Origin of the sequence: Citricoccus zhacaiensis, from assembly GCF_014645315.1 — a bacterium.
Taxonomy (GTDB): domain Bacteria; phylum Actinomycetota; class Actinomycetes; order Actinomycetales; family Micrococcaceae; genus Citricoccus; species Citricoccus zhacaiensis.
Map to the genome: position 1 here is coordinate 678,776 of NZ_BMLQ01000001.1, position 12,545 is coordinate 691,320.

General features: G+C 68.1%; 13 protein-coding genes and 1 pseudogene. 6 read left to right on the plus strand and 8 right to left on the minus strand.

Translation table 11 applies throughout. From position 1 onward, the window contains the following. Positions 1–23 precede the first annotated feature (23 nt). Positions 24–572: a Fur family transcriptional regulator gene (locus IEX49_RS02940; protein ID WP_308421902.1), complete on the plus strand. Its 549-nt coding sequence runs from the start codon at positions 24–26 to the stop codon at positions 570–572. Between the two features lie 48 nt (positions 573–620). Continuing rightward, complete coding sequence (locus IEX49_RS02945; RefSeq protein WP_188803938.1) at positions 621–2,123, plus strand: catalase; 1,503 nt, start codon at positions 621–623, stop codon at positions 2,121–2,123. 31 nt (positions 2,124–2,154) lie between these two features. Here the strand turns inward: IEX49_RS02945 and IEX49_RS02950 are convergent, their stop codons facing one another. Continuing rightward, a complete protein-coding gene (locus tag IEX49_RS02950; RefSeq protein ID WP_188803940.1) occupies positions 2,155–2,607 on the minus strand; it encodes a hypothetical protein in 453 nt (150 codons plus the stop codon). 258 nt (positions 2,608–2,865) lie between these two features. On the opposite strand from IEX49_RS02950, the gene purU reads away from it, so the two are divergent. Together purU and IEX49_RS02960 are read left to right on the plus strand one after the other, a co-directional pair. Next, the gene (gene purU / locus IEX49_RS02955) at positions 2,866–3,714 is read left to right on the plus strand and encodes a formyltetrahydrofolate deformylase (protein ID WP_229672178.1); all 849 of its coding nucleotides are present in this window, start codon (positions 2,866–2,868) and stop codon (positions 3,712–3,714) included. A 37-nt stretch (positions 3,715–3,751) separates the two neighbouring features. After that, on the plus strand, positions 3,752–4,273 hold the full coding sequence (locus IEX49_RS02960) for a gamma carbonic anhydrase family protein (RefSeq protein ID WP_188803944.1): 522 nt from the start codon (positions 3,752–3,754) through the stop codon (positions 4,271–4,273). A 6-nt stretch (positions 4,274–4,279) separates the two neighbouring features. Here IEX49_RS02960 and IEX49_RS02965 read toward each other — a convergent pair whose 3' ends face one another. The 4 genes from IEX49_RS02965 to IEX49_RS02980 all read right to left on the minus strand — a co-directional run bounded on the left by IEX49_RS02965 (position 4,280) and on the right by IEX49_RS02980 (position 8,951). After that, positions 4,280–5,644 (minus strand): ABC transporter ATP-binding protein, encoded by a 1,365-nt coding sequence (locus IEX49_RS02965; RefSeq protein ID WP_188803946.1) that lies wholly within the window; start codon positions 5,642–5,644, stop codon positions 4,280–4,282. Between the two features lie 63 nt (positions 5,645–5,707). Beyond that, a complete protein-coding gene (locus IEX49_RS02970) occupies positions 5,708–6,637 on the minus strand; it encodes a carbohydrate ABC transporter permease (RefSeq protein WP_229672112.1) in 930 nt (309 codons plus the stop codon). After that, complete coding sequence (locus IEX49_RS02975; RefSeq protein ID WP_373286661.1) at positions 6,634–7,644, minus strand: carbohydrate ABC transporter permease; 1,011 nt, start codon at positions 7,642–7,644, stop codon at positions 6,634–6,636. Before IEX49_RS02975 ends, IEX49_RS02970 begins: the two co-directional genes overlap by 4 nt. Further along, positions 7,641–8,951 (minus strand): extracellular solute-binding protein, encoded by a 1,311-nt coding sequence (locus IEX49_RS02980; protein WP_188803948.1) that lies wholly within the window; start codon positions 8,949–8,951, stop codon positions 7,641–7,643. Before IEX49_RS02980 ends, IEX49_RS02975 begins: the two co-directional genes overlap by 4 nt. Positions 8,952–9,136: 185 nt before the next feature. On the opposite strand from IEX49_RS02980, the gene IEX49_RS02985 reads away from it, so the two are divergent. After that, positions 9,137–10,639 (plus strand): glutamate-cysteine ligase family protein, encoded by a 1,503-nt coding sequence (locus IEX49_RS02985; protein WP_188803950.1) that lies wholly within the window; start codon positions 9,137–9,139, stop codon positions 10,637–10,639. 28 nt (positions 10,640–10,667) lie between these two features. Here the strand turns inward: IEX49_RS02985 and IEX49_RS02990 are convergent, their stop codons facing one another. From IEX49_RS02990 to IEX49_RS03000, 3 genes are read right to left on the minus strand one after another with little or no spacing between them, the layout of a single operon-like run. Beyond that, the gene (locus IEX49_RS02990) at positions 10,668–10,967 is read right to left on the minus strand and encodes a winged helix-turn-helix domain-containing protein (protein WP_188803952.1); all 300 of its coding nucleotides are present in this window, start codon (positions 10,965–10,967) and stop codon (positions 10,668–10,670) included. Then, positions 10,964–11,431: a hypothetical protein gene (locus IEX49_RS02995; protein WP_188803954.1), complete on the minus strand. Its 468-nt coding sequence runs from the start codon at positions 11,429–11,431 to the stop codon at positions 10,964–10,966. Before IEX49_RS02995 ends, IEX49_RS02990 begins: the two co-directional genes overlap by 4 nt. After that, positions 11,428–11,694 (minus strand): hypothetical protein, encoded by a 267-nt coding sequence (locus tag IEX49_RS03000; protein WP_188803956.1) that lies wholly within the window; start codon positions 11,692–11,694, stop codon positions 11,428–11,430. Before IEX49_RS03000 ends, IEX49_RS02995 begins: the two co-directional genes overlap by 4 nt. 104 nt (positions 11,695–11,798) lie before the next feature. Here IEX49_RS03000 and IEX49_RS03005 point away from each other — a divergent pair. Next, positions 11,799–12,332: pseudogene (locus IEX49_RS03005) on the plus strand (DUF2332 family protein); the annotation flags it as partial. Between the last annotated feature and the right edge of the window lie 213 nt (positions 12,333–12,545).

The window sequence follows — 12,545 nt, forward strand, 5'->3', positions numbered from 1 at the left end:
TCAGAATATGCAATACTGGAGCCATGACCCAGAGCACCCCCGCCGAGACCCCTGACCGGGAAGGGCGAGCCGTCACCGGAGCCGCCCCCCTGGCCTGGGCCGCCCGCATGCGGTCGGCGGGGCTGCGGGTCACCAAGCAGCGGCTCGCGGTCCTGGACGCCCTGCACACCTCCCCACACGCCACGGCGGACACGGTCTTGGACCATGTGCGCCAGAGCCTGCCGGAGATCACGGTGCAGTCCATCTACACCGTGCTGCACTCCCTGACCGGCGCCGGCCTGCTCCGCCAGCTGGACCTGGCCAACTCGCCGGCACGGTACGAGACCCGCGTGGCGGACAATCACCATCACGCCGTCTGCACCGAGTGCGGGCGAATCGAGGACGTCGCCTGCGCCGTCGGCCATGCCCCCTGCCTGCAGCCCTCCGAGACGCACGGCATGACCATCCGGATCGCCGACGTCGTCTATCAGGGCCTGTGCGCGGACTGCGCATCCGCCCAGCCGGCGCAACCCGCGCGGCCCACCGGGAACCTCGAGATCCCCACCAATCCCCGGGAAGCCCGCCAGGGCTGACCGGTATCCCATCCACCCACCCCGACACCACCCCTTGAAGGAGTACTGATGACGGAAACGACCCCGCACGGCACCGGTTCCACCACTCAGGCCGGCATCCCCGCCGTCAGCGACCGCAACTCGCTGACCGTGGGCGCCAACGGCCCCATCGTCCTGCACGACCACCACCTGGTGGAGACCCTGCAGCACTTCAACCGGATGAACGTCCCCGAGCGCCGTCCGCACGCCAAGGGCGCCGGCGCCTTCGGCACCTTCGAAGTCACCGAGGACATCTCCCAGTACACCAAGGCCGATTTCCTCCAGCCGGGCAAGAAGACCGAGCTGCTGGCCCGCTTCTCCACCGTGGCCGGCGAGCTCGGGTCCCCGGACACCTGGCGTGACGTGCGCGGCTTCGCCCTGAAGTTCTACACCGAAGAGGGCAACTTCGACATGGTCGGCAACAACACGCCGGTCTTCTTCGTGCGCGACCCGATGAAGTTCCCGCACTTCATCCGCTCCCAGAAGCGCATGCCGGACTCCGGCCTGCGTGACGGCACCATGCAGTGGGACTTCTGGACCCAGAACCCCGAGTCCGCCCACCAGGTCACCTACCTCATGGGCGAGCGCGGCCTGCCCAAGACGTGGCGCCATATGAACGGCTACTCCTCGCACACCTACTCCTTCGTCAACGCCCAGGGCGAGCGCTTCTGGACCAAGTGGGCCTTCGAGTCCAAGCAGGGCGTGGAGAACCTGAGCAACGAGGAGGCCGAGCGGCTGGCCGGCGCGAACGCAGACATCCACCGCCAGGACCTGTTCGAGGCCGTCAAGCGCGGCGAGTTCCCGTCCTGGGACCTGTACGTGCAGATCATGCCCTACGAGGACGCCAAGACCTACCGCTTCAACCCCTTCGACCTGACCAAGGTCTGGCCGAAGAAGGACTACCCGCGCATCAAGGTCGGCACCATGACCTTGAACCGCAACCCGGAGAACTTCTTCGGCGAGATCGAGCAGTCCGCCTTCTCGCCGGCCAACATGGTCCCGGGCACCGGCAACTCCCCGGACAAGATGCTGCTGGGCCGCAACTTCGCCTACGCGGACGCCCAGCGCTACCGCATCGGCACCAACTTCCAGCAGCTGCCGGTCAACAAGCCGATCAACCCGGTGCACACCTACAACTTCGAGGGCAACATGTGGTACGAGCACTCCGGTGCCCGCTCCGTGTACGCCCCGAACTCGTTCGGTGACTCCTGGTCGGACGAGACCGGTCCGGTGGACAACGGCTGGGAGGCCGATGGCGAACTGGTCCGCAGCTCCTACAACCTGCACGCCGAGGACGACGACTTCGGCCAGCCCGGCACCCTGCTGCGCGAGGTGTTCTCGGACGCCCAGCGCGACCAGTTCGTGCAGACCGTCTCCGGCGCCCTGGACGGTGTACAGGAGCCGGTGCTGTCCAACGCCTTCCAGTACTGGAAGAACGTGGACGCCACCATCGGCCAGCGGATCGAGGACGCCGTGCGCGCCAATCTGGACGGCACGACCGTCCCGGGCATGGGCGTCGACAGCGACAGCTAAGGTCCACCAGCCCTTGGGCCCCGCTCCTGCTTCAGGAGCGGGGCCCTTGCGCGTCGCCGTCGAGGGGAGCGTCTGCGGCGTGCTTCCCGGACCCGGACTCGCCGACTGGTTCGGCACCGTCGATCCGCCGACCCTCCCGATCAGTCCGCACCTCCGGGTCCAGCCGGTCCGCCTCCCGCATCTGGGCATCCAATGCACTGCGTGAGGATCCCGCGTTGCGCTCGCGCTCTTCGGCCTCAGCCCGCAATTGCTGGGCCTCGTCCTCCGCAGCATCGGCATCCTGGCGGACGGCGGAGGCCCGTTTCTCCTCGGCGAGAGTGCGGCCCTGCTGCCGAGCTGCATCACCGCGGAGGTCTTCGGCCGCCCGGTGGGCCGCCTCCCGTCGCCGTTCCCGACTCCGCTTCGCCCACACGATGGCCACGGCGATGATGATGAGGGCCACCACCACGCCGATGACCAACCACAGGATCTGCTGGCTGTCCATGACCTGTCCTTTGCTGTAGCTGACGGTGTGCCGCCCACTGTGCCATAGGGTGGCCTGAGGGCCGAGGCCTGGGCCCCCAAGCCACCCAGAAGCACCATCCAGAAGCCTCGTGAGGAACCGTGCTTCCCCGACAACAATTTCATGCCCGGTGACCCAAATCACTATGGAGATAGGTATGCTTTCCCCATGAACGCATCTACCCCTGCCACCGCGTCCCACGCCACCCTGGCCGGTTCGGCCGAGATCACGGGCCACCCCATGGTGTTGTCCCTGTCCTGCAAGAACAGCCGCGGCATCGTGCATGCCGTCTCCGGCGCCCTCCTCTCGGTCCAGGGTGACATCACCGACTCCAAGCAGTTCGACTCCCCGGACACCGGCACCTTCTTCATGCGCGTGGAGTTCACCACCCCCGAGAGCCGCGAGGCGGTCGAGGCAGCCCTGGAACCGGTCCGCGAGGAGTTCGCCATGGACCTCGGCCTGTGGGAAGCCTCCCGCAAGACCCGCACCCTGGTGATGTGTTCCAAGGACGGCCGCACCCTCAACGACCTGCTCTTCCAGCAACGTGCCGGCACCCTCTCCGTCGAGATCCCGGTCATCGTCTCCAACCACCTCGAACTCCAGCCCATGGCCTTCTTCTATGGCATTCCCTTCATCCACATCCCCGTGGCCAAGGACGCCGAAGGCAACTCCAACAAGGCCGAGGCCGAGGCCAAGCTCCTGGACCTGGTCGCCGAATACGACATCGAGCTCGTGGTCCTGGCCCGCTACATGCAGATCCTCTCGGACGACCTCTGCCGCAAGCTCGAGGGCAAGGCCATCAACATCCACCATTCCTTCCTGCCCTCCTTCAAGGGCGCCCGCCCCTACCACCAGGCCCACGACCGCGGCGTCAAGCTCATCGGGGCCACCGCCCACTACGTGACCGCCGACCTCGACGAGGGCCCGATCATCGAACAGCAGGTCCAACGCGTCACCCACGCCCAGTCCGCCCGCGAATTCGTCATCCGCGGCCGCGAGGTCGAAGGATCCACCCTCTCCCGCGCCGTCAAGTGGCACGCAGAGCACCGGGTCCTCCTCGACGGCAAACGCACCGTCGTCTTCGACTGACGGTGATCAGGGGAGCCATGGCACGTACGCTGTTGCCATGGCACACCTGATCACCGTTTCCGGTTCGACGCCGGTCGCCCACGAGTCCTGCTTCCTCGCCCCCACTGCCACCCTGTCCGGTGACGTGGCCCTCGCCGCCGAGTCCTCTGCCTTCTATGGCGTCTCGGCGCGCGGGGACAGCGCACCCATCCGGGTCGGCGAGCGCACGAACCTGCAGGACAACGTGGTCCTCCACGCGGACGCGGGCTTCCCTTGCACCCTGGGCCACGACATCTCGGTGGGCCACGCCGCCGTGGTCCACGGCGCCACCGTGGAGGACGGCTGCCTGATCGGCATGTCCGCCACGGTGATGAACGGGGCCGTGATCGGGGCCCAGTCCCTCGTGGCCGCCGGCGCCCTGGTCCTCGAGGGCACCGTGGTCCCGCCGCGGTCCCTCGTGGCCGGCGTCCCTGCCAAGGTCCGCCGCGAACTCACCGAGGAGGAGCTCGCCTCCCTCGGCAGGAACTCGGCCACCTACGTGCGCTTGGCCGCGGCGCACCGGTCAGCCACCTCCGAGTAGTCCCTGCTAGCCGTCCTTGGCGGCGGCCACCTCGATCTCGCGCTCGCGCTCTTCGGCGGCCATCCGTGTCAGTTCGGCGCCAGCCTCCGCGTCCCGGGTCAGGTTCTCCCCGGTTTCCGGGTCGAAGATGTGGATGCGGGACGTGTCCACCCAGAGGTCCGTAGGCTGACCGGGGCGCACCCGTGACTCCGCGGACAGGGTGGTGACCACCTGCGGGCGCAGCTCGTCCGCGTCCATCTCCGCGGCGAGGTCGGCCAGCAGGCGCCGGACCTTCTCGTCCGGTTCGAACTCGATGTAGCCGTACTGCTCGTGCCCCAGCCATTCCAGGTGGGACAGTTCCGCCGTGAAGACCGCGCCCTTGCCCTTCTTGGCCTCGTCCACGAGTTGCGCGTCCTCGAAGAACTCCGGCCGCAGACCGATCATGAGCAGTTCATGGCCCTTCGCCACGGCGGCCTTCTCCGCGGAGATGGGGATGTCACCGATCGGCGAGGAGAGGACGGCGCCACCCGATCCCCCTGCTCCGCCGGCGCCCCCAGTGCCCTCGGCGCTCGCCTTGAGAGTGGCGGGCAGGAAGTTCATGGACGGGGAGCCGATGAAGCCGGCCACGAACAGGTTCACGGGCTGCTCGTAGAGTTCGCGGGGGCTGGCCACCTGCTGGAGTTCACCCTTCTTCAGCACCGCCACCCGGTCCCCCAGGGTCATCGCCTCGGTCTGGTCGTGTGTGACGTACACACTGGTGACGCCGAGCCGGCGCTGCAGCTGGGCGATCTCGGAGCGCATCTGCCCCCGCAGCTTGGCGTCCAGGTTGGAGAGCGGCTCGTCGAACAGGAACGCATCCGCCTGGCGGACGATCGCCCGCCCCATCGCCACACGTTGCCGCTGACCGCCGGAGAGGTTCGCGGGCTTGCGCTCCAGATGCTCGGTCAGTTCGAGCATCTCGGCCGCCTTGCGCACCCGGTCGTCCACCGATCCGCCGCCGGCCCCGCCGAGGCTTCTTCCGCGGGATCCCCCGTTGGATCCGCCGTTCGCTCCCCCGGTGGAGTCACCGGACTTTGATTTGGCCAGACGCAGCGGGAAGGCAATGTTCTCGTACACCGTCAGGTGCGGGTAGAGGGCGTAGTTCTGGAACACCATGGCCAGGTTCCGGTCCTTCGGCGCGGCCTCGTTCATCCGCGTCCCGTCGATCTGCAGCTCCCCGGACGTGATGTCCTCCAGCCCCACGATCATCCGCAACAGGGTGGACTTGCCACAACCCGACGGGCCCACCAGGATGACGAACTCACCGTCGGCGATGTCCAGGGACACATTGTTCACGGCCGGGAAGCCGTCGTCGTACTTCTTGACGATGTTGTTCAGGGTGATGGAGGCCATCGACGCTCCCTTTCTCTGCTGGTCTTACGTGCTTGGTGTGCTTTGCGTGCCTGTGTTCGCGGCTCAGCCCTTCACCGCGCCTGAGGTCAGGCCGGCGACGATCTGCTTCTGGAAGAGCATGACCAGCAGCACCACCGGGATGGTGACGATGATCGCCGCCGCGGAGATGGCGCCGGTGGGCGATTCGAACTGGGAGGCGCCGGTGAAGAACGCCAGGGCGGCCGGCACGGGTCTGGCCGCCTCGGTGGACGTCAGCGAGATGCCGTACACGAAGTCGTTCCAGGCGATGAAGAAGGCGATGATGGCGGTGGTGAAGACCCCGGGCAGGGCCAGCGGGACGATCGCCTTGCGGAACGCCTGCAGCGGGGTGGCGCCGTCCACCTGGGCGGCCTGTTCGAGCTCCCACGGGATCTGCTGGAAGAACGCGGTGAGCGTCCAGATGGAGATCGGCAGCGTCAGGGACAGGTACGGGATGATCAAACCGGGCCAGGTGTCATACAGGCCGAGCGTCCGCCACATGTTGAACAGCGGCGTGACCAGGGAGATCACCGGGAACATGGAGACCATCAGGGAGACGGTCAGCACCACCTTCTTGCCCGGGAAGTCCAAGCGGGCGATCGCGTAGGCGCACAGGGTCGCCAGCACCACGGCAATGGCCGTGGCGATCACGGAGATGCCGATCGAGTTCCACAGGGCGGTGAGGAACAGTTGGCGGGAGTCGCCCACCAGGATTTCCTCGTAGTTCACCGTGGAGGGTGTGGTCGGCAGGAACTGTCCGTTGGACAGGTCCCCGGGGACCTTGAAGCTCGTGGCCAGGATGGAGGCCACGGGGAACAGGCACCACACGGCCACGATCACGGTGAGCACCCACCAGCCGATGGTCGTGTTCCGCTTGGCACGGCGGGCCGTCTTCTGACCCTCCAGCTCCTCCGCGGTCGGGTCCGGCTCGCGGGCGGCGCGGCCAGCCGGGACTCGGGTTGCTTCGACGCTCATTTGCGGCCTCCCTTGGATCCGGCCAGATCAACATTGAAGACCTTGATGGCGACGAAGGCGATCAGGGCCACGCACAGGAACAGCACCACGGAGATGGCCGAGCCGAGCCCGATCTCGAGGCGGCCGATCGAGGTGCGATAGGCCAGCAGGGAGAGCACCTCGGTGCCGTACGCGCCGTTGGTCATGATGAAGATCGAGTCGAACACCCGGAACGCGTCCAGGGCCCGGAACAGCACGGCCACCATGATGGCCGCCTTCATGTTCGGCAGCACCACCCGGCTCAGCCGCTGCCACCAGTTGGCACCGTCCACGGCGGCGGCCTCGGAGAGGTCGTCCGGGACCTGCGCCAGCCCGGCCAGGAGGAGCAGGGAGATGAAGGGCGTGGTCTTCCAGATCTCCGAGAACATGATCACCACGAGCGACGTGCCGCCCTGCGCGAACCAGTTGAGCTCGTCGCTGAACCCGGGCAGCCAGCTGAGCCAGTTGTTCACGTACCCGGAATCGATGCTGAACATGTAGTACCAGGAGTAGGCCGAGACCACGGTGATGATGCCGTAGGGCACCAGGATCACCGTCCGGACCAGCCCGCGGGTGGACTTGATGGCCTTGTGCATGATCATTGCGAGGATGAATCCGAGGATGAGCTCCACGAAGACCGTGACCACGGTGATCAGGGCCGTGACCCCCAGAGCGCTCCAGAACACTCCGTCCGTGAGGATCGTCGCGTAGTTCCTCAGGCCGATGAACTCCCGGTCTGCCGGGGCCGTCAGGCGATAGCTGAACAGCGAGTCCCAGACGGCCTGCGCCACGGGATAGAAGATGACGGCCACCATGATGACAAAGGCGGGCCCGGCGAGCCACCAGCCCAGGCGGGCCTCGGCCTTCGCGCGTTCGGAGGTCGGCGCCTTGCGACGGCCGCGGGAACCGCCCGGCGGCGCGGAGCCTCGGTGGGGATCCGCCGGATCCACCGGGTCGACCGCGGGGACATTCGTGGGAACGGCACTCACAGCAGGGACTCCCCTCGCAGGACTTCCATGATGAACTGGCCGGTCTCGGCCGGGGTGGATTCGGGGTCGACGGCCCGTGGCGGGGTGAACCGCTGCTGGATGGCCGTGGAGACCTCGTTGTAATAGGGCGTCTGCGGGCGGGGCGCCGCCAGGGACAGCGATTCACGGATGGTCGGAGCCATGGGGAACGCCTCCTCCACGGCGGGGTCGTCGAACGCGCTCGCGCTGGAGGGCGGGTTGCCGTTGGTGATGAAGTACTCGGTCTGGTGTTCCGGGGTGACGATGCACTCGATCGCCTGCCAGGCCAGCTCCGGGTGCTCGGATTCAGCCCCCACTCCCAGGTTGATGCCGCCCAGCGGCGGGGCCGGTTCCTGGCCCTCCACCACCCGGGGGTACAGGGTCCAGCCGATGTCCTCCGGCAGCTCCTCCGGCAGCGCGCCCTCCTCCACGGCAGCGTTGGTGGCGGGCCAGACGAACGGCCAATTCACCATGAAGGAGCCGTTGTCCCCCTGGAAGAGCAGCATGGCCTCGTTCTCCTGCTGGGTGGCCAGGCCGGGCCCGCCGAGGTCCTCCTGACCGATGGTCGAGATGATCTGCGCCGCCTGCCGGCCGGCCTCCGTGTCGAGTCCTGTCTGGACGTCCGCGGCTGAGGCCTCCGGGTTCTCGAGGATGTGCCCGCCGGCGGACTCGACCAGCGCGTTGAGCCACACGGTCATGGACTCGGCCCGGGCCCCCTGGACTCCGAGCTCCTTCTCCTGGTCCCGGGCGACCTCGATCAGCTGATCCCAGGTGACCGGTTCGTCCATGTTCAGCCCGGCCTCCTCGGCCACGGATTCGCGGTACCAGAGCAGCTGGGTGTTGGCCCAGAACGGAACGGTGACGAGATTGTCCTTCCAGGTCGCACCGGCCAGCGCCCCCTCGAGGGTGTCCTCGGTCGTCGAGGAGGCCACGTCCTCGGGGACCGGCGCGAGGAATCCGGGCTCGGCCAGCTCGGGGATGAAGGGCGGGTCCAGGGACATGATGTCCATCGAGGTGTCCCCGGCGGCCAGCCGCCGGGTGAGCTGCTCGCGCTGGGAGGCGGCATCGTTGGGGAGGATGGACGTCTCGATCCGGTAGGCCCCGTCGGCAGCCTCGGTGCACTGCTGCGCGATGGTGGCCTGGCCGCCGTCGTCCGGGTTGGTGTACCAGGTGAGGACCGGGGTATCCTCCGCGGGCCCGCAGCCCGACAGCACCAGGGCTGCCGTGGCCACCACTGCGGCGCTCGCCAGCCGGCGGGTGTGCCTGCCACTCGGTCGGGATTGCCTCATCAGTCGCGTACCTCCGGTCAGGTTCCGTACCACGGTGCTGCGGCCAGGGCCGATGATCCGTGTCCACCGTGACCTGCGTCCCGGACGGAGGACTCGCCTCGCACCTGTGAAGTAGGTCACTGTGACGTGAGCATATGCCCGCAGCGGGTGTTTCCCAAGGGTTCCGGTGCCTTACGCTTCACCCCATGGGCACCGAGGTCGAATCAAGCACCTATTCCCGTTCCGAGCGGACGCGATACCGCGAGCGGCTGGAAGATTCACTGCAGGAGTTGAAGGACTACCTCGCCGGCAGCGACTTCTCCGGCGCGGGGCGGATCGGGCTGGAGCTGGAACTGAACCTGGTGGACGAGTCGTCCCAGCCGGCGCCCCTGAATCGCGAGGTCTTGGACGCGATCGACGATCCGGCGTTCCAGACGGAACTGGGCCGGTACAACATCGAGCTCAACCACCCGTCCCTGACCATTCGCGAGCGCGGACTGCGCGATCTCGAGGAGTCCCTGAAGGCAGAACTGAACCGGGCGGACGAGCGGGCCATCCGCGCCGGGGCGCACCTGTATGCGATCGGAATCCTCCCCACCCTGGACGGGGAGGACCTGGCCGGTGAGGGTTGGATCAGCGAGGGCAACCGCTACTCGGCCCTGAACGCGGCGATCCTGGAGGCCCGCGGCGAGGACATCCTCATCGACATCGATGGGCCCGAGCACCTGTCCTACTACGCCCGGGACATCGCGCCGGAGTCCACCTGCACCTCCATGCAACTGCACCTCGAGGTGTCCCGCGAGCAGTTCGGTCCGGTGTGGAACGCGGCGCAGGCGATCGCTGGACCACAGGTGGCCCTGGCCGCGAATTCCCCGCTGTTCCTGGGCAGCCTGCTGTGGGCCGAGTCCCGCATCCCCGTGTTCCAGCAGGCCGCGGACACCCGGGGGCCGGAGCTGGCCCGGCAGGGGGTGCGGCCCCGTGTCTGGTTCGGCGAACGCTGGATCGAAGGCATCGAGGATCTGTTCGAGGAGAACATCGCGTTCTTCCCGGCGCTGCTGCCGGAGATGTCCGGAGAGCCGGGCACCACGGTGGCCGGGGCCCCGAGACTGGATGAACTGCTGCTGCACAATGGCACGGTCTACCGCTGGAACCGGCCCATCTATGATCCCGGCAAGGACGAGAAGACGGACGACGCCGGCACCTCGCCGGCGCTTCCAGCGAACCTCCGCGTGGAGAACCGGTTGCTCCCGGCCGGCCCCACGGTCGCGGACATGGTCGCCAACGCCGCCTTCTTCTTCGGCCTGGTCAAGTACCTGGTGTCCACGGAGGAGAACCCGTGGCAGCGGATGTCCTTCGCCGTGGCGAGGACTAACTTCTACGAGTGCGCCCGGCACGGACTGAACGCCTCGGTGTACTGGCCCGGCTACGGGGACGTCCCCGTCACGGAGCTGCTGGACCGGCACCTGCTGCCGGCCGCCCGTCACGGACTCGAGCTGCTCGAGGTGGAGGACGACGTGGCGGATCACTACCTCGCGGTGCTCACCGGCCGCACCCGGACCGGCCAGAACGGGGCCACCTGGATGACGCGGGCCCTGGGCCGGTACGAGGAATCCGGCCAGGCGCGCAGCCAGGCACTGGCGAGCATGGTGGCGGAGTATGGCAAGCACATGCGCGGTGGGAATCCCGTGCACACGTGGCCGCTGCCGTGACGATCGGGCAGCCCGGGGCTGTTCGGCGTCAGAGTCCTGCGGTCAGCTCCCGCAGCGAGGCCACGTGAGCGGTGAAGGCCGCCTTGCCGTCCGCCGAGATGGACAGCCAGGTTCGGGGGCGCTTGCCGACGAAACCCTTGCGGATGGTGACGTAGCCCGCCTGCTCCAGCGATCCGGAGTGCTTGGACAGGGCGGAGTCGCTGATGTCCAGGGCCTCCCTCAGGCTCTTGAAGTCGATCTCGTCCACACCGGCGAGGGCCGCCATCAGCGAGAGCCGGACGGGGTTCGTGAAGTGGTCGTTGAGGCCGAGGCGCGGATGGGTGCTCATGCTCGCCGCCACCACCCGGCGATCACCAGCGGAGCGGCGATGACCAGTCCGACCACCAGTGCCACCGGCCACGTCTCCCGCCCCAGCAGGGTCAGGGCTCCGGCATACAGGACCATCGTGATCGCCAGGCCGAGCAGGTAACGGCGCCCGCCACCGAGTGTGGTGGCCGTCCGCGTGCGCAGGTACCAGACCGTGACGACCAGGACGGCGACCACGTAGACGCCCATGGCGGTCAGGAACGCCGGCAATGATTCATCGGGCCGGAAGACCGAGGGGACCACGTGGGCGGCACCGATCAGGAGGCCCAGCACCGTGGCGAACCAGGCCAGGCGTCGGTGGGCCCGTGTTCGGACGGCCGCCAGCTTGGCGTGGGATCCTTCGAGCAGGGCGAGCTGCTCGGCCGGAGTCAGCGGCCTCCCCGGTGGAGCAGCCTCGACGCCATGTTCTGAACTCGACTCCGTCATCGGGCAGCCCTGCGCAGGGTGGCATAGGACGTGGCCAGGGCGGCTCCGGCCGCGGCCATCGACGCCGCCGCAACGACGGTCAATCCGGGTTGCCCGGTCACCAGCCCGATGGTGACCATCGTGATGCCGATCAGGGCAACCGCCACCATGGAGACGGCGAGGATGATGCGGGCATAACGGCCTCGATGGGCCGCGGTTGCCGCCGCCGCGCCTGCGGTCGAGGCGGAAGGCGATGAGGATGAGGATGAGGCAGTGATGGTCATGGCGCACTCCAGGGTGTCGTCGATGCGGTAGCTGGATCACCAGCCTTGCATATACTTTCCGAGATGGAAAGTACTTTCTTGGATTGATGCGGCAGGATGGCCGCATGGACACCGCCATCCACCGCGGGGAACTTCCCCCGTCAGAGGTCTACGGTCGTTTCGCCCGGATCGAGGCGCACGGCAGCTCCGCGGTCTATGAGGACTGGGCCGGGAACGTCGCCGAGGACCCGGAGGTGCTCGACCTGGTGGCAGGACTGCCCCGCCCGAAGCGCCAGCCCAACCTCGTGTTCGCTGCGGCCCGGCTCCACGGCGCCGCCGGGACGTACGCTTCGTTCCGCGCCACCCTGGTGGAGCGCTGGGGCACCATCCGGGAGACGGTCCTGGCGCGGTCCACCCAGACGAACGAGGCCGCCCGCTGTGCGGTGCTGCTGCCGTTCCTGGCCGAACTGCCGCAGCCCGTGGCCCTGATCGAGGTGGGCTCCTCCGCCGGGCTCTGCCTCCTGCCGGACCACTACTCCTACCGGTACAGCGACGGCACACGCCTCGACCCCGCCGACGGACCGTCCGAGGTGGTCATCGACTGCCGCCTCGGCCCGGGGGCCGCCCCTCCGCGGGCCCTGCCGAAGGTCGTGTGGCGGGCGGGGATCGACCTCTCCCCCGTGGACGTCGAGAACGCCGAGGACTGCACGTGGCTGGAGACGGGGTCACTGGATCAGCAACGAGGGGCCCGGTGTCCTCCCGCGACTCCGCCCGCTTCCACAGTCTGTTGCCCCGGGCGAGTTCGTGATCGCCGTCGATGGCATTCCCCGGGCCACGGCCGATCCACACGGCCGCTCGGTCACGGGGGTGGA